16 protein-coding genes are annotated in these 15716 nt (G+C 70.8%); 6 read left to right on the top strand and 10 right to left on the bottom strand.

Going from position 1 to position 15716, the window contains the following annotated elements:
* Positions 1-97 precede the first annotated feature (97 nt).
* The 3 genes from ODJ79_RS44590 (at position 98) to ODJ79_RS44580 (ending at position 2353) form a co-directional block, all read left to right on the top strand.
* Positions 98-670, top strand: coding sequence for an ATP-binding cassette domain-containing protein (locus tag ODJ79_RS44590; RefSeq protein WP_263029810.1), 573 nt, complete (start codon positions 98-100; stop codon positions 668-670).
* Positions 667-1341 carry a hypothetical protein gene (locus ODJ79_RS44585; RefSeq protein ID WP_263029809.1) on the top strand — a complete coding sequence of 225 codons (675 nt, stop codon included), beginning with the start codon at positions 667-669 and terminating at the stop codon, positions 1339-1341. The genes ODJ79_RS44590 and ODJ79_RS44585 overlap by 4 nt, the downstream gene beginning before the upstream one ends.
* 241 nt (positions 1342-1582) lie before the next feature.
* Positions 1583-2353 carry a dienelactone hydrolase family protein gene (locus ODJ79_RS44580; RefSeq protein WP_263029808.1) on the top strand — a complete coding sequence of 257 codons (771 nt, stop codon included), beginning with the start codon at positions 1583-1585 and terminating at the stop codon, positions 2351-2353.
* A gap of 407 nt (positions 2354-2760) precedes the next feature.
* Here ODJ79_RS44580 and ODJ79_RS44575 read toward each other — a convergent pair whose 3' ends face one another.
* From ODJ79_RS44575 to ODJ79_RS44540, 8 genes are all read right to left on the bottom strand, one after another.
* A complete protein-coding gene (locus ODJ79_RS44575; protein WP_263029807.1) occupies positions 2761-4041 on the bottom strand; it encodes a YbhN family protein in 1281 nt (426 codons plus the stop codon).
* 222 nt (positions 4042-4263) lie between these two features.
* Complete coding sequence (locus tag ODJ79_RS44570) at positions 4264-4776, bottom strand: hypothetical protein (RefSeq protein WP_263029806.1); 513 nt, start codon at positions 4774-4776, stop codon at positions 4264-4266.
* A 135-nt stretch (positions 4777-4911) separates the two neighbouring features.
* The gene (locus ODJ79_RS44565; RefSeq protein WP_263029805.1) at positions 4912-6120 is read right to left on the bottom strand and encodes a glycosyl hydrolase; all 1209 of its coding nucleotides are present in this window, start codon (positions 6118-6120) and stop codon (positions 4912-4914) included.
* Positions 6121-6160: 40 nt separating this feature from the next.
* The gene (locus ODJ79_RS44560) at positions 6161-6949 is read right to left on the bottom strand and encodes a carbohydrate ABC transporter permease (RefSeq protein ID WP_411267443.1); all 789 of its coding nucleotides are present in this window, start codon (positions 6947-6949) and stop codon (positions 6161-6163) included.
* 83 nt (positions 6950-7032) lie between these two features.
* Complete coding sequence (locus ODJ79_RS44555) at positions 7033-7917, bottom strand: carbohydrate ABC transporter permease (RefSeq protein ID WP_263029803.1); 885 nt, start codon at positions 7915-7917, stop codon at positions 7033-7035.
* Positions 7917-9341 (bottom strand): N-acetylglucosamine/diacetylchitobiose ABC transporter substrate-binding protein, encoded by a 1425-nt coding sequence (ngcE, locus tag ODJ79_RS44550; RefSeq protein WP_263029802.1) that lies wholly within the window; start codon positions 9339-9341, stop codon positions 7917-7919. The genes ODJ79_RS44555 and ngcE overlap by 1 nt, the downstream gene beginning before the upstream one ends.
* Before the next feature lie 17 nt (positions 9342-9358).
* Positions 9359-10111 (bottom strand): SIS domain-containing protein, encoded by a 753-nt coding sequence (locus ODJ79_RS44545; RefSeq protein ID WP_263029801.1) that lies wholly within the window; start codon positions 10109-10111, stop codon positions 9359-9361.
* A complete protein-coding gene (locus tag ODJ79_RS44540) occupies positions 10108-11040 on the bottom strand; it encodes a MurR/RpiR family transcriptional regulator (protein WP_411267442.1) in 933 nt (310 codons plus the stop codon). The genes ODJ79_RS44545 and ODJ79_RS44540 overlap by 4 nt, the downstream gene beginning before the upstream one ends.
* 77 nt (positions 11041-11117) lie before the next feature.
* Here ODJ79_RS44540 and ODJ79_RS44535 point away from each other — a divergent pair, with 77 nt between their 5' ends.
* Positions 11118-12140 (top strand): N-acetylglucosamine kinase, encoded by a 1023-nt coding sequence (locus ODJ79_RS44535; RefSeq protein WP_263029799.1) that lies wholly within the window; start codon positions 11118-11120, stop codon positions 12138-12140.
* A gap of 146 nt (positions 12141-12286) precedes the next feature.
* Here the strand turns inward: ODJ79_RS44535 and ODJ79_RS44530 are convergent, their stop codons facing one another.
* Both ODJ79_RS44530 and ODJ79_RS44525 read right to left on the bottom strand, forming a co-directional pair.
* Positions 12287-12823 (bottom strand): DUF3558 domain-containing protein, encoded by a 537-nt coding sequence (locus ODJ79_RS44530; RefSeq protein ID WP_263029798.1) that lies wholly within the window; start codon positions 12821-12823, stop codon positions 12287-12289.
* 160 nt (positions 12824-12983) lie between these two features.
* Positions 12984-13997: an aldo/keto reductase gene (locus ODJ79_RS44525; RefSeq protein ID WP_263029797.1), complete on the bottom strand. Its 1014-nt coding sequence runs from the start codon at positions 13995-13997 to the stop codon at positions 12984-12986.
* Positions 13998-14118: 121 nt separating this feature from the next.
* Between ODJ79_RS44525 and ODJ79_RS44520 the strand changes: the two genes are divergently transcribed.
* A complete protein-coding gene (locus ODJ79_RS44520) occupies positions 14119-14652 on the top strand; it encodes a TetR/AcrR family transcriptional regulator (protein ID WP_263029796.1) in 534 nt (177 codons plus the stop codon).
* A gap of 179 nt (positions 14653-14831) precedes the next feature.
* Entirely contained in the window at positions 14832-15674 is an 843-nt protein-coding gene (locus tag ODJ79_RS44515; RefSeq protein ID WP_263029795.1) for an alpha/beta fold hydrolase, read from the top strand.
* Positions 15675-15716 lie beyond the last annotated feature (42 nt).

Here is a 15716-nt window from a genome sequence, read left to right as displayed (position 1 = left end):
GGCCTCACCCGGCGTCCACCCTGGGAGCCAACCCAGCGTTCACCCCGGGGGCCAGCCCGGTCCTGAGCCCGGGCCCGTCCGGCTCCGGCTGACCGGGGTGAGCAAGCGCTACCGCCGCCGCACCGTACTCAGCAACGTCGACCTGACGGTCCGGGCCGGCGAAGTGACCGCCGTCGTCGGCGCCAATGGCTGCGGCAAGTCGACGCTGCTGCGCATCTGCGCCGGCCTCGTCCGCCCCAGCGGCGGCACCGCGGAGCGCACCCGCCGGGTCGGGTTTGTCCCGCAGGACAGTGGCACCGCCGGCTGGCTCACCGCCGGCGAGCACTTCACGCTCTTCGGTGCCGCAGCCGGCCTCTCCTCCCGGCGCGCCCGCTCCACCGGCGAGCACCTGGCCGGCCGCCTCGCCTGGCGCCCCGCCCGCGACCAGCTCGCCCAGCACCTTTCCGGCGGCACCCGGCAAAAGCTCAACCTCGTCCTGGGCGAGCTGCACGCCCCCGACCTGCTTCTGCTCGACGAGCCGTACCAGGGCTTCGACCAGGGCACCTACCTCGACTTCTGGCAGCAGGTCCTCGCTTGGCGCTACGCCGGGAAAGCCGTTGTGGTCGTCACCCACCTGCTCCACGACCTGGAGCACGTCGACCACGTCTACGACCTCGGAGCCGCCGCATGACTGCCCTGGTGGTGGCGGCCCTCTCCGCACGCGAGGTCGGCCGCCGGCGCGTCGCCCTGGCCCTCATGGTGACTCTTCCGCTGTGGTTTTATCTGCTGCGCCGCGACGTCGAGGGCCAATCGATCCGTATGCTCGCACTCGGCATGGGCTGGGCAGTCTCGGCCCTCACCCTCTTCGTGGTGATCGCCTCACGTGGCGTCGATCCGCGCCTGCGGCTGACCGGCGCGTCCACCCTTGACGTCATCGGCGGCCGGCTCCTGGCCCTGACCGGCGGCGGCGTGGTCCTGGCCCTCGGCTATTGGGCGCTCATTCTGGCTGATCAACGACCTGCCCGGCCCTGGGCGGCCGGCCTGATGATGGTGCTGACCGCGGTCATCGCCGCCCCGCTGGGCAGCCTGGTCGCCGCTCTCCTTCCCCGCGAGCTCGAGGGCGCGCTCGCTCTCCTCAGTATCTGCGCTGCACAGATGCTGGCCGACCCGCCCACGCTGGCGGCCCATCTGATGCCCTTCTGGTCCTTCCGGGAACTGGGCACCTACGTCGTCGACGGCGCCGGCCCCGACTATCTGTGGCGTGGTCTACTGCACGCCGCAGTGACCTGGCTGATCTGCACCGGCGGCACGTACGCCCTCTTCGCCTGGCGCCTGCGGCTGCCCCGATATCCCGAGCCCTGATTCCCCTCTCGCTCCCTCCTCCCGGTTCGCTGTGCTGCTGCCGATGAGGTTGCCACGGCCTGGCGCCGGCCACATCGGACCGGGGTATGAGGGACCGTGGTCCGATGCCGCCATCCCGCCGAACGGCCAGAATGGCGGGCGTCGGTGGCAGCGCTTCTCGAAGCAACGCCGATCGGAAACGAGATCAAGGGTCGAGCCGCAAGGTATTGGGTTCGCCCCGGAGAGGTGGTGGGATGTCCGGGTGGGCGCAACGATCGAGTGGCGGGCGCGTCAGCCGGTGGACCGGGCGGAGGAGCGAGAGTTCCACGTCAAGCGCCCGAGCGGCCCCGTGCCGGTCCTCGCCTGGCTCCCCGCGCAGGCGGCTGGCACACCTCCGCCCCTGGTCCTGCTGGGGCACGGCGGCAGTTCGGACAAGCGCAGCGAGCGGATCGTGCGGCTGGGCCGGTGGTTCGCGGCCGAGGCAGGCTTCGCGGCGCTGGCGATCGACGGCCCTTTCCATGGCGAGCGGATCACCACCGCCATGACCGCCGAGGCCTACTGGGCGGAGATCGCGCGGGAGGGCGCCGAGGCAGTGCTGGACCGGATGGTCGACGACTGGTGGGAGGCTATCGATGCGCTGGGCACCGAGGGATTGGCCGACGATCGGCGCCTCGGCTACGTGGGCCTGTCGATGGGCAGCCGGTTCGGACTGCCGCTGGTTGCCGCCCTCGGGGACCGGTTCCGGGCCGCCGTGCTGGGCAAGTTCGGCCTGCAACAGGGCCCGGCGCTCAACCCGGCGATGAACCTGCCGGAGCGGCTCGCCGCCGACGCCTCGCGGATCACCTGCCCGGTGCTGTTCCACGTGCAGCTGGATGACGAGCTCTTCCCGCTCGATGGGCAGCGCCAGCTCTTCGACCGCCTGGCGACCGACCGGAAGGAGTGGCTGGCCTATCCCGGCCCACACAGCGTGACCGATCCCGGAGCCGAGGCACGCTGGCGCGACTTCATCCGCAACGCTCTGGTCGACAAATAGCAGACGCTCTGGTCGACAAATAGCAAAGGCCACGAGCTCGGGCGCCATCCCGATCGGCGGCGACCGGCGCCCGGTGGTCGAGAACGGCGAGCTGAATGCCGACCACCCGTCCGCCTCGGGAAGGCCGCGTGCGACGGGGCCGCAGAGCGAAGGCTCGGCCGTTCGCCCGAGGGCCGGGGAGCGCCCCGCCGGAGCGGCAGAGCCAAAGCCCGGCCACTCGGCCAGGGCGCGAGGAGCGCCACACCGAGGCACCAAAGCGAAAGCCCGACGGCACCAAAGCGAAAGCCCGACGGCACCAAAGCGAAAGCCCGGCCGCTCGCCCCGGGCGCCCAGAGCCGCACACCGAACGACCGGCCAGTCGACCCCGGCCGCGCAGAGACCATGCCGGAACAGCAGACGGAACCCAGCTACTCGACCCGGGCGCGCAAGGCGCCACGTCGTAGCAGTAGAGCGGAGAGCCCGCCCGCAGGAAGGAGAAGCCAGCACGAGATCAGGCGGTAGATGAGGACAGCCGCCGCGGCGGCCACGGCCGTTGCGCTGGCGGCCGTAAGCCCCGCCACCAGCGCGGTGTCGACCACGCCGACGCCGCCCGGGGTCAGGGGGATCTGGCGCACGATCTGCACGCCCAGGTAGATGCCGGCCAGGGTGACGACCCCGATCGGCAGGCCGACCGCTCGGCACGTCGCGGCCAGGCAGAGCAGGTCGGCGAGCCAGTTGATGGCGAACAACAGCACAGCGACTGCCCAGTCACGGGAGCGCAGACCCGCGCCCGCCTGCCATGCCTCCTGGGCCGAGGCGAGGGTTCGGCGGATCCAGGTCATCACCCGACCGTTGCCGCGGATGGCCGCCGCGAACGAGGGCACGCGACGGCCCGCGATGACGGCGGCGGCGGTCAGCGCCACCAGGCCGCCGACCACGGCCAGCGGGCGCGGGCTCAGGAGCAGCGCCGGGTTGCGGCCGAGCACCGCCCCGCCGCCCGCGAGGTAGAGGAGGGCAAGACCGCCGATCGAGGCCAGACCGGAGACGATCATCGAGGCGGCCGAGTGTTCCTTGCTGACGCCGCCGCGCTGGTATTCGCGCACTGCGTAGGCCGCCGAGACTGCCGCGCCTGCGGGCATGGCGATCGAGATCGCGGTGCGGGCCAGGGTGACCGCCGCGGCACGGCGGGCCCTCAGGCGGACGCCCAGCGCGCGCATCAACTCGCGCTGCTGCCAGGCGAACGCCGCCAGCGACAGGGCCTGGAGCGCGGCGGCTACGACGACCCACCCGTAGTCGGCGTCGGTCAGGGCGCTCAGGAACGCGCGCGGGTCGGGCAGCCGGCCCCACAGACCGAGCGCCGCGAGCGCCAGGCCGGCGGCGAACAGCAGCGGCAGTCGCAGCCGACGCCACCACGCGCGTCCACGCGCCGGCGGCGTGGGCGGGCCAGGACGCAGGCGCCACCACGCGCGTCCACGCGCCGGCGGCGTGGGCGGGCCAGGACGCAGGCGCCACCACGCGCGTCCACGCGGCGTTGATGAGGCTGGCCGCTGCCGCCACCACGAGCGTCCACGCGCCGGCGGCGTGGGCGGGCCGGGACGCAGCCGCCACCACGCGCGGCCACCCGCCCGTGGCGCGTGTGGAACTGGCCGCAGCCGCCACCACGTGCCTCGACGCGCGCCCGGCGCGGGCGAGCCTGGCCGTAGCCGCATCCGCGACCATGTGCGTCGGCCCGCCCGTGGCGTGTGCGGAACCGGCCGCAGTCGCCACCACGTGCGGCGACGGGAGCGCAGGCTGGCCGGGCCGGGGCGCAGGCGCCACCACGTGCGTCGACGCGCGCGCGGTGCGGCCGGGGCTGGCCGCAGCTCGGACCGGAGGGAAGCCACGTCGCGATCCTTACGCACAAGGTCAACCTGGGGCCACCCCATGTGACGTCAGTCGCCGGAGAAACCCCAGAAGTACAGCTCGGCGGGGGTGCCACGCTCGTCGTGCAACACCGCGACCCGGCCGAAACCGGGATATTTGGCCAGGGGGACCAGGAGCGCGACGTGGTCGCGGGTGAGTTTGGTGTCGCCGGCCGCCGCGTAGGCCTCGGCCTCCCCGACCGGCACGATCACGCCGTACTCGGGGTTGCCGTGCTCCTTGACCAGCGCCATGTACTCCTCGAACGTGTCGTAGGAGTACGGCAGGTAGCCGTAGTTCGGCTTCTCGCCCGCGCCCAGCACCTTGTACATGTCGAGGATCGAGTGCGTGCCCTTGAGCCGCACGACCTCCTCGCTCCACAACTCGTCCTCGCTCTTCGGGCGCGACGGGTCGTCGGACGCGTTCTTGCCGCTCACCGCCCACAGGAACTCGCCGGCCTCGAAGACCAACTGCCGGAGGGTGACGAAGGCGAGATACACGTCTTCCTGGTAGGGCATGTAGTAGTCCCACCCCGAAGCGCCCACGCTTCCTCCTGATCTGATCATTTCGACGCGACAGAATAGCCGGGGGCGGGCCGAGTCCGCCCCCATCCCCCGGCTATTTTTCGCGCGTCGCGAGCAGACCCTCAGCAGGCAGCCATCCGGGCGCTCATCAGGCACTCAGCATGCGCCCATATCCTGCCACTGATCGGTCCAGCCCGGCTCCGAGCCCTGCGTCCAATACTTCGCCCTCCAGAGGTGTTTGCCCAGCCCCGACGGCGGACCGCTGGGGTCGCCGTACTTGCTCTTCTCGTGCTTCACCAGGTTCCCCGCCGTGTAGACCGTCCCGAACGCCCACTCGGGCGCATTCGAGCAGCCAGTCGCCGGCGGCAAGGAAGGCGTGGGCGAGGAAGTGGGCGGAGACGTGGGCGGGGACGTCGGCGAGGAAGTGGGCGGGGACGTAGGCGTCGAGCACCCACCCGCCGAGTCGACCGTATCGCTGAACGCGCTGCCCGAGCTCCGGTACGAGGCCGCCTTGGACGAGGCCTGGGCCGGCGACAGCACCTGGTTCTTGGCAAACAAAACCCAGTCCACCTGCTCGACGTACGTGGACAGCCCGCCCGAATGCGCCGCCGTGTCGATGAACCACAGGTTCCAGTTGATGGTCATCGTCTGGCGCGGGTAGTACTTGCCGGAGTGGTCGCCGACCTGCACCCCGTCGATGAAGTAGATCATGTGCCCGTTGGCCACCTGGACCACCAGGTCGTGCCAGCCGTTGTAGCTCTGCCGCTCCTCGGAGTGCACGTTGTCCGCGTACCAGGGGTCGTTCCGGTACGTGTACCAGCTGGTCTGGTAGTTGATCGGCCCGGTCTCGCCCCAGCCGCCGTTCGGCAGGTACTCGGAGATGTCCAGCTCGGAGTAGGTCGGGTCGAGGTCGCCGTTGAGCGGGCTGATCGTGAAGAACGTCTCGTTGATGTGGTCGCCGTCGGTGCCGCCGGTCGGCGCGTCGGTGAACCGGATCCGGCTGGCGTAGGTCCCGTCCAGGAAGCGCTTCTGGGTCGAGTACAGCTCGGCCTGGTTGGTGCCGCCGGCGGTGCCGTCGGTCGAGGCGGTCAACTGCATGACCCGGTCACCGGACGGGCCGGAGGTGGGGAACGAGATGCTGTTCGCCGACCAGGTCGCGCCGGGCACGCCCGGGCCGCCGGAGTACGTGCGGGGTGTCCAGCCGTGCCCGGTCAGCGACGAATCGGCCGACGAGGCGTAATGAAAGTCGTCGAACAGATAGCCGCAGTCGGCCGCGGACGCCGTGCCGGACGAGACAGCGACGGCACCGGACGCGGCAAGAATCGACACCGCGAACAAGGCCAATCGACGTTTGTCGATCAACATGGGCAGACTCCTCCTAATGGGGATGAACAAAACGGGGGATTTACTTGACCGCGCCGGCGGTCATTCCGGCTCGGATGTGGCGCTGGAACGCGACGTAGGCGACGAGCACCGGCAGCATGGCGATGGTCAATCCGGCGAACAGTCCGCCCCAGTCGCTGCGATACCCCTGGCTGACCGACAGGGCGGCCAGACCCTGCGCCAGGACGTACCGGTCCGGGTCGGGATTGAGAACCAGCGGCAGCAGGTACTGGTTCCAGAGCCCGAGGAAATTGAAGATGCCGACCGCGGTCAGGCCCGGCCGGGCCAGCGGCAGCATGACGCGGAAGAACACGGCGCCGTGCGAGCAGCCGTCCAGGAACGCGGCCTCGGCGATCTCGCTCGGCAGGGTGCGGAAGAACGCATGCAGAAAGAAGACCGTGAAGGGTACGGCGTAAGCCGCGTAGACCAGAATCAATCCGGGGTACGTGCCGAGCAGCCCCAGTTGCTGCACGACGAAGAAGAGCGGCACCAGGGCCAGGAACACCGGAAAGAACATGGTCGCGACGAACGTGTAGTAAATCAGCCGGTTACCGCGAAACTCGTAACGCGCCAGCGCGTACGCGACGAGCGCGCCCACCAGCATCGTGAGCACCAGCGCCCCGCCCACCACGATCAAGCTGTTCAGGAAATAGCGGCCGATATTGGCGGAGGTCCAGGCGCGGGCCCAGTTGTCGAACCGCGGCGTCGCCGGCAACGACCAGGGCGAATTGAGGATCTCGTCATCGGTCTTCACCGACGACACGACCGCCCACAGCAGCGGCAGCGCGGTCACCACGGCCCAGCAGAGCATCGCGGCCTGCGGCAGAAAGGACGTCCGCGGCGGCACCACGGCCGAGTCGACCAGGGGACGCACACGCCGAAGAGAAAGGAGGGTCATGCCAGCTCCACCCGTGACGACCGCCCGGCCCGCAGGGCCAGCACCGCGAGGGTCAGCGTCGCGAAGAACAACGCCACCCCCATCGCCGAGGCATATCCGAACCTCCCGTACGTGAACGCGTTCCGGTACAACGACAACCCGATCACCTCGGTGGCGCCGTCCGGCCCGCCCGGCCCCACCGTCATGACCTGCACGACCGCGAACCCGTCGAGCGCCGCGATCCCCAGATAGACGAAGGCCACCTGCACCGTCTCCCGGACGAGCGGAAGCGTGAGCCGCCGGAACGTGGTCCACCCGCCGGCCCCGTCGAGCAGCGCCGCCTCGTACAGCTCCGGCGGGATCCCGTCGATCGCCGCCCGGAACAGCACCACGTAGAACCCGACCGACGACCAGATCAGCACCGCCATCACCGCGGCGAGCGCGAGTCCCGGCTCGGCCAGCCAGCTCTTGGCAAGGAAGCCGAGCCCCACCGCCCGCAGCCCCGAGTTCAACAGGCCCGTGTTGGGGTTGTAGACGAAGCTCCAGAGCACCCCGATCACGACCAGCGACAACAGCTGCGGGAAGAAGTAGACGATCTGGTACCCCGCGGCCCCGCGCCGCGTACGCAACAGGGAAGCCAGGCCGAGACCCAGGGCGATGGTCGCCAGCGGCACCACGACCAGCATCACCGCGTTGTTGCGCACCGCGTCCAGGAACAGCGAGTCACCGCCGAGGCGGGCGTAGTTGCCCGCCCCGACGTAGTGCGCCTCGCCGGACACCCCGGTCCAATCGGTCAAGGACAGATAAAAAGCTTGGGCGTACGGCGAGAGCACGAAGACGACGTGCAGGACCAGCGCCGGCACCAGCGCGCCGAGCAGGAACCGCCATCGGCCGTGCCGCATCAGCGGGTGTACTTCGTGACGGTCGCGTCCTTGGCCAGGGAGTCGGCGGCCTTCTGGATCCGGGTCGACCAGTCAGCCGGGGAGATGCGCCTGTTCACCAGCTCCCCGGTGGCGTCGTCGACCGCTTTGGCGAGCGGCGAATACCACGTACGAAATCGGTAGGTGAAGGTGTTGTCGCCCGCCGCCACGACCGCGTCGCGCACCGAGCCCAGCCCGCTGGACAGGGTCAGGCCGTCGGTCGCGCCCGCCACCGCCGGCAGCGTGCTGTTGGCCTGGGCGAAAGCGGTCGCAGACGCCTTCGAGAAGAGCATCCGGAGATATTCCTTGCCGCCCGCCGGGTTCTTCGCCTTGGACGGGACCAGGTACGACTCGCTGCTGGCCGCCTGCACCGCGGCGACCGGCAGCTGATCCGCTGCGGTCAACGCCGGCACCGCGCCCATCACCATGTCGAAGCCGGCCGGCGCGACGCCCTTCTGCTCGCTCTCCAGCCACGACCCGCACGGGATGAACGCCGCCTTGTGCTGGCACCAGGCCGCCTGCGCCTCGGTGTGCGACAGCGCCTCGGAGCCGCTCATGATGTAGCCCTTGCCGGCCAGCTCGGCGAACGCGGTCGCCGCCTGGACCAGGCCGTCCTGCTTCCAGGCGCCCGGCTGGAGGTTGTCGACCGCCTTGATCAGGTCCTTGCCGCCGACCTTGGCCGCCATGCTCAGCAGCGGGTCGTTGATGTACTCGGGATATTTGCCCTGGTAGGTCCAGGGCGCCAGGCCGGCCTTCTTGATCGTCGCGCACAGGGCGAGCATCTCCGCCCACGTCTTCGGGCAGGTCCAGCCCTTGGCCGCGAAAAACGGCCGGGAATACCAGAGACCCCACACCGTGTACGTGAAATTGAGCGCGACGGTCGAGCCGGCGAACGTCCCGTCGTCGACCACGCCCGGCAGCAGCGTGTCGCGCACCTTCTTGCCCGGCACGTCGAACGCCGGCGCGTCCAGCAGCTCGGCCAGATCGCCGACCTGTCCGGCGCTGACCAGCGTGGCGATGTCGAGCCGCCCCGCGCCGGTGTTGTCCACGACGTCCGGCGGGTTGCCGGCCACGAACCGGGGCTGCATCGCCTCGCCGACCTTCTGCAGGCCCTTGTGGTCGATCTTCGCCTTCGGGTACTTCTGCGTGTACTGGGTCTCCGCCTTGATCGCATAGTCGTCGCCGTAGCCGCCCTTGAAGACGACCACCTCGAGCGGCGCGTCCGCCTTCACGCCGAGCGGGTTGTCGGCGGTCTTCTCGCCGGCGCCGACGCTGTTGCCGCCGCCGTCCTTCTTGCCGGCGGTGACGCAGGCCGTGAGCAGGGGCACGCTCAGCGCGGCCGTCCCGGCCGCTTTGAGCAGGCTCCGCCGGGTCGGGTACGGTCTGAGCTGGGGTTCAGGGTTCATGACGTGGGCCTTCTTCCCTATGCGGTACGCCGGATGCGCCCGGCGTACCGCGCCTCAATTCGTGCGTTGTGTTCCTTCCCGCCGGGCACGTTGTCCGACAGGTAGACGGGCGGCGTCATGCCGTCCGAAAGCAAATTTGCGACGACGTCGATGACGATCTGCTGGGCCAGCAGCGCCGCCGTGATCGAGGAGACGGCACCGACCGCGCCCCCGCCGGGCAGCGGCAGCGCCGCATCGCCGTACGGTGCGCCGTTGTCGAGCACCACGTCGGCGATCTCGCCGAGCTTGCGGCCGGACGGATGCCGGGAGTCGACGCCGGCCGAGTGCTGCGCCGAGGTGATCGCGACCAGCCGGTGGCCACGCTCCTTCACCAGCAGCGCCATCTCGACGACCGCGCCGTTGATGCCGGAGTTGGAGGCGATCACGAAAGCGTCGTCCGGCTTGATCGGGGCCAGGTCGTAGAGCCGGTGGGCGATCTCGGTGCCGCGCTCGACCATCGGGTCGGCGAGCGCCTCGAGCGGGTCCCCGCCGTAGAGCACGATGTCGCGCAGGGCGATCCGGTTGGTCGGGACCAGGCCCCCGGCCCGGCCGGCGATCTCCATGGCGAGGGCCTCGGAGTGCCCGCAGCCGAAGGCCTGGATCACTCCCCCGTTGCGTACGGCCTCGGTCAGGATCTTTGCGGCCTGTTGTTTTTGATCTTGCTGGCCGGTGCCGACCCGGTCGACCACGGCTTTGATCGTGGACAGGAAGTCGTCGCTGGTGACACTCACGGTTGTCCTTTCGGGCGGACGCGCTTGCGGGACGGGATCTTCTCGGGCAAGCGGTGGGCATCCACGGCGCGGACGGTCAGCTCCAGCGCGTCGGCCGTGCGCTCGTACGTCTGCTGGGCGACCGCCACGTAGATCAGGTCGAGCACCAGCAGCTGCGAGTGCAGGGCGGAGAGCGCGGCCAGCCGGAACGTCGTCTCCTGCACGCTGGTGGTGAAGACGACGTCGGCGACCTCGGCGAGCGGCGACCGCCCGAAGCTGGTGACGGCGACGGTGAGCGCGCCGTGGTCGGCCGCCTCGGCGAGGGTTTCGATCACTTCGCGGGTACGGCCGGAGTGCGACAGGCCGATCGCGACGTCCCCGGGCAGCAGGAGCGCCGCGTTGGTCAGCGCGGTGTGCGAGTCGCTGCGGTGCCAGACCGGCACCCGGATCCGCTCGAGCCGGAACGCCATCTCCCGGGCGGCCGTGCCGCTCGACCCGAGACCGAAGATCTCCACCCGCTGGGCCCCGGCGATCGCGGCGGCGACCCGCTCGACCGCGGCCACGTCGAGCCCCGCCGCCGTGCTCTGGATCGCCCGGGTGTCGGCGGCGGTGACCACGCCGAGCACGTCGGTGAGCGGGTCGTCCGGGGCGATGTCGCCGCTGATGTCGGTCTCCCAGCGGGCCTGCTCGGCGCGCCCGGTCTCGGTGGCGATGGCGACCCGCAGGTTCGCGTACCCCTTGAAGCCGAGCGTCCGGCTGAACCGGGTCACGGTCGCCGTGCTCGTGCCGGACCGCTCGGCCAGGTCGACGATGCTGGCGTGCGCCGCCGTCTCCGGGTCGGCCAGAATCGTCTCGGCGATCCGGGCAAGAGCCTCCGGCATCTGCGGTCCTTCGATGCGCAGCCGCCCGAGCAGCCCGCCGCTCTGTGTCACGGTGGTAGTCCTTTTCATCGATTGCCGTTGCCGATGAAAATTACGACCGTCGACGCCGCTAGTCAACAAGAACTTTCTATGCTTCGATCCCCACCATGGACCTCGTCGTAGGGGTGGACGCCGGCGGCACCGCCTCGCGAGCCGTCGTGGCCACCCTCACCGGCAAGATCGTCGGCCGCGCCTCCGCCGGCCCCGGCAACCCGCTCTCCCACGGCGCCGCCGCGGCCTGCGCCATCGGCGCCGCGGTCCGCGGGGCCCTGCACGGCCACGACCCGGCCCGGGTGACCGGCGGGGTCCTGGGCCTGGCCGGCACCAGCGCGGCGGCCTCCCCCGCGATCGCCGCCGCCTTCGCGCAGATGTGGGCCGGCCTTGGCCTGCGCTGCCCGATGCGCCTGGTCGGCGACGTGGTCACCGCCTTCGCCGCCGGCACCCCGGCCCCCTCCGGCCGGGCCCTGATCGCCGGCACCGGCGCGATAGCCGCGCACCTGACCGACCACCAGATCACCGCAACCGCCGACGGCCTGGGCTGGCTGCTGGGCGACGAGGGCTCCGGCCGCTGGATCGGCCTGCAGGCCCTGCGCCACACCGTCCGCAACTGGCCCCCACCCTCAGCCGCCGACCCGCACAGCCCGGCCGAAAAACTCGCCGCCACCGCCGACCCGAGCTGGCGCCCACGGCCGCCCACCACCGCCATCGCCGAATCCACGCGGCGCGGCCATGAGCTGTCCGTCGCCGTGGCCGCTCACGCCGGCGCGACGTCGGCCGACGCCCTGATCGCCTGGGCCCAGGCCCTGCCGCTCGCCGACATCGACGCCTTGGCCCCACTGGTCTGCACCGCCGCCCGCGCCGGCGACCCGGCCGCCGCCGCCATCGTCACCGCCGCCGCGGCAAAGCTCCTGGCCACCCTGACCGAGGTCGGCGGCAGCGGCCCCGTCGTGCTGGCCGGCGGCCTGCTGGCCGGCGACACCCCGCTCCGCGACCAGGTTCTCGCCAGCCTGCGGGCCCGCGCCATTCCCACCGCCACCAGCCACGACCCGGCCGCGGCCGCCGCCTGGCTAGCCGCCCGCCCGCTGACCCCACTCGATCCGGCCCGGCTGCACGCCAACCTCCTGCCCTGATCCGGCGCCGCCCGCGTGGGAGCCGATGACCGAAGAGGAGCTCGAGCACACCTTCGGAACGACCGATGTCCCCAGCGGCTGCGTGCTTACGTGGTGGGGCGGATACGCCGCATCCACCCCGGTGGACGTGTCGATGGCCGCCGGCCTCAGATCCTGGTCAGGACGACGGCTGCCACCTCTTTTTCGTCGGCGAGGTTCTGAGCGTCGTCGCCGCCGTAGGAGTAGACGTCGATTTGCACGGTGCCGTGAAGGACGTAAAGGTGGCCGGCCAGCATGAAGGCGTCGTCGCCCACCCCATCGACCGCTTCGGCGTCCGGCCCGATCTGCCTGGTGAAACCGGACCTGGTGGTGCGGGTGAGGAAGAGGGCGAGCTGCCCGCCGTCCTGCTGCCACTGACAGTAGCGGGTCGACTCGCCGGGTTTGGCGCCGTCCTCGTCGATCCGGGTGACCCGGCGGCCGGTCAGGTCGACGACCTCGTGGCGGCTGAGCAGCGTGCACGGGTCGGGTAGGTCGCCTCGGTTCGTCGCCGAGCCGAAGCCACTGGTCGCTTTGGCAGTCGCGGTCGGCCGGCCGGCCGCGCCTGCCGGGGTGCCGGCCGCCGTGGAGGTGAATAGGCCGAAGCCGGAGAGGAAAGTCGCGGCGACGGCAGCGACCAGGAACGGGAAGTCATGGCGAGGGTGCATGATGATCAGACTCGTGGTCGCCGGAACCGCACGACCGTGGTCGCACCGCAGATGACTCTCCAGGATGACCAACTTCAGCCATTACGGTAGAAACTCGCGCTTCGCGGCATGGCCGGATGTGGAACAGCGGCAAATCCGCGCATCCGATCATGGGCCGGTATCAGGCTGCGTGGTGCTGGCCGTTTGTCGGTGGCACCACGGTGAACTGGCTCGCGGCATTCAGCCGGGTGACAGCCTGTTCGGGTAGTTCGTAGCCAAGCCCTGCCAGGCCGGCGGTCAATTGGTCGGCGGTGCGGGGGCCGAGCAGCACCGATGTGATCATGGGCCGGCGGGTCAGCCATGCCAGGGCGATGGTGGCGGTCGTGGCGTGTAGTTCGGCGGCGACGGCGGCAACGTCGTCGGCGATGTCGAAGTGTCGTGGAGCGAGCAGGCCGGTCACGAAGGCGCGGGCCATCGGGCTGGGCATGTCGGCCCACTGTGCTAACCGTGATCCGGGTTCCGGTGCGGTGCCACGCCGGTACCGGCCGGCGAGCAGGCCGCTGCCCAGCGGGCTGTATGCGAGAACGCCGAGGCCCTGCTGCAGGCAGGTGGGCAGGATCTCGGCTTCGACGGCGCGGGCCATGATGGAGTAGTTGGCCTGGAGACTGACGAACGGCGTGCCACCGTTGCGTTGCGCCGCCCATTGCGCGGCGACGATGCCCGCGGCGGTGAAGTTGGAGCAACCGATGTAGCGCACCTTGCCCGAACGTACGAAGTCGTCCAGGGTCGCCATCGTTTCTTCGACAGGCGTGTCCGGATCAGGCACGTGGCACTGGTAGAGGTCGATGTAGTCGGTGTTCAGCCGGCGCAGGCTCGCCTCGAGCGCGCGGGTCAGATGAACGCGCGACAGGCCGCGATGATTGGGCCCGGTGCCCTGTGGTGCTGCCCCTTTGGTGGCCAGGACGACGTCGGCGCGGCGCGACGCGATGGCTCGCCCGATGATTTCTTCGCTGCTTCCGCCGCGGTAGGTGTCCGCGGTGTCGATCAGATTGTGTCCGGCGTCGAGGAAGGCGCCGATGATGCGATGGGCTTCGGCCTCGGGTGTCGGCGCCTGCGGGTCGGTGCCGAAGTTCATCGTGCCCAGCGCTGCCGCGGAGACGCGTAGGCCGGAACGTCCCAATGTCGCGGTCTGCATGCTGCCCCCGTAGAATCGGAATCGTGATTCCGCATAAAAATACGGAACCGAGATTCCGCTTGTCAACCGAGTCGGTGAGCGCGGCGTGATTCGTTCGGATGCCGCGCGCAATCGGGCCAAGGTGCTGCAGGCGGCCGAGGCCGTCCTGGACGAACAGGGGCTGTCCGCTCGCATGGACGAAATCGCTCACCGGGCCGGCGTCGGTGTCGGCACGGTCTACCGGCACTTCGCCACCAAGGAGGCTCTCTACCAGGCGATCGTGACCGGCCGCGTCGATCTGCTCCTGGACCAGGCCACACGGCTGAAAACGACCGCGACACCGGAGACGGCGTTCTTCACCTTCTTCGCCGAGATCGTCGCCGACGCCGCGCGGAAAAGAGCCCTGACCGGCGCCCTGCACAGTGCGGGTATCGACATCAAGGCCCAGCAGACCGACCAGCAAGCGCGCATGCGCACGGCGATCACGGACCTGCTGCACAACGCTCAACGCGCGAACGCCGTCCGGCCCGACGTCGACCTGCCCGAGATACTCGCCCTCCTGCGAGGCGCCACCATGGCGGCCGAAACCGGCGACTATCCAGGACCGACCCTCGACCGCAGCGTCGCCGTCCTCTTCGATGGCCTACGACCCCAAGCTGCCGGCAGAGGCCAATAGTTCTTGAAGGACGCCCGCTCCAAGGCAAATGCCGCGCCGCCGGCAGCGTGCCACCGTGCCCGGCGTCGGACGACTGCTCCCGGGTGTCGATCTCAGCGATGAACCGGCTCTGGGCTGACGGCAAGACCCCGGTCCGGGTGGACTGACCGACCGGGTCCCGCCCGCGAGATGATGGGCGGATGCGACGCCTCGTTGTAGGTCACCTGTCCTGCCTGGTGTCCGGCACCGGCCCGGCGGTGGTCCTGCTGCACGGGCTGGCGGGCAGCGGCCGGGAGATGATGTTGTCGCTGCCCGGACACCGGATGATCGCCCCCGACCAGCGCGGGCACGGCCGCAGCGTGCGCCGCCCCGAGGACCTGTCCCGCGCCGCCTACGTGGACGACGCCGCCATGGTGATCAAGGAACTGGCCGACGGCGGACCGGTGGCTCTGGTGGGGCAGTCGATGGGCGCGCACACCGCGCTGCTCACCGCGGCCCGGTACCCGGAACTCGTCGACCGCCTGGTCCTGCTGGAGGGCGGCGTGGGCGGCAGCGAGGACGATTACCCGACCCAGCTCGGCGAGTGGTTCGCCGCCTGGCCGGTACCCTTCCCGTCCGCCGCCGCGGCGATCCGGTACCTCGGCGAGGGTCCGCTGGCGCGGGCGTGGGCGCGGGACATGGAACGGCGCCCGGACGGGCTGCGGCCCCGCTTCGACGCGGACATCATGGAGGCGGCCATCCGGCCGGTGGCGCAGACGGCGTGCTGGGCGCAGTGGCAGCGGATCCAGGCGCCGACGCTGCTGGTCCGCGGCGCGCAGAGCCGGGTACCGGACGAGGAGATCGACCGGATGCGCGAGCTGCGACCGGAGGTCCGGGTCGTGACGATCCCCGACTCCGGCCACGACGTCCACCTGGACCAGCCGGCGGCCTGGGCCTCGCTACTGGCCGACTTCCTCGGCGCGGGCGGTCGGAGTGCCGCAGACGGGGCAAGTCGCCGCGACCGGCCGCCAGGCCGTGGTCCGTTCGCTGCGGCGGGTGGTTGACGGACACGGAAACGGGTTGCGCAAGGGTTCGCCGTGGTCACC

This window comes from Actinoplanes sp. KI2, from assembly GCF_025630775.1.
Classification (GTDB): domain Bacteria; phylum Actinomycetota; class Actinomycetes; order Mycobacteriales; family Micromonosporaceae; genus Actinoplanes.
Note: the sequence above shows the minus strand (reverse complement) of the source record. Positions and strands in the feature narration are given on the sequence as shown.

Bases quoted from the DNA above. Each gene is read 5' to 3' on its own strand.
- ODJ79_RS44585 (WP_263029809.1), top strand. From the start codon at position 667: ATGACTGCCCTGGTGGTGGCGGCCCTCTCCGCACGCGAGGTCGGCCGC.
- ODJ79_RS44575 (WP_263029807.1), bottom strand. From the start codon at position 4,041: ATGCGGCTACGGCCAGGCTCGCCCGCGCCGGGCGCGCGTCGAGGCACG.
- ODJ79_RS44565 (WP_263029805.1), bottom strand. From the start codon at position 6,120: ATGTTGATCGACAAACGTCGATTGGCCTTGTTCGCGGTGTCGATTCTT.
- ODJ79_RS44560 (WP_411267443.1), bottom strand. From the start codon at position 6,949: ATGCTCTGCTGGGCCGTGGTGACCGCGCTGCCGCTGCTGTGGGCGGTC.
- ODJ79_RS44555 (WP_263029803.1), bottom strand. From the start codon at position 7,917: ATGCGGCACGGCCGATGGCGGTTCCTGCTCGGCGCGCTGGTGCCGGCG.
- ngcE (WP_263029802.1), bottom strand. From the start codon at position 9,341: ATGAACCCTGAACCCCAGCTCAGACCGTACCCGACCCGGCGGAGCCTG.
- ODJ79_RS44540 (WP_411267442.1), bottom strand. From the start codon at position 11,040: ATGAAAAGGACTACCACCGTGACACAGAGCGGCGGGCTGCTCGGGCGG.
- ODJ79_RS44535 (WP_263029799.1), top strand. From the start codon at position 11,118: ATGGACCTCGTCGTAGGGGTGGACGCCGGCGGCACCGCCTCGCGAGCC.
- ODJ79_RS44530 (WP_263029798.1), bottom strand. From the start codon at position 12,823: ATGCACCCTCGCCATGACTTCCCGTTCCTGGTCGCTGCCGTCGCCGCG.
- ODJ79_RS44525 (WP_263029797.1), bottom strand. From the start codon at position 13,997: ATGCAGACCGCGACATTGGGACGTTCCGGCCTACGCGTCTCCGCGGCA.
- ODJ79_RS44515 (WP_263029795.1), top strand. From the start codon at position 14,832: ATGCGACGCCTCGTTGTAGGTCACCTGTCCTGCCTGGTGTCCGGCACC.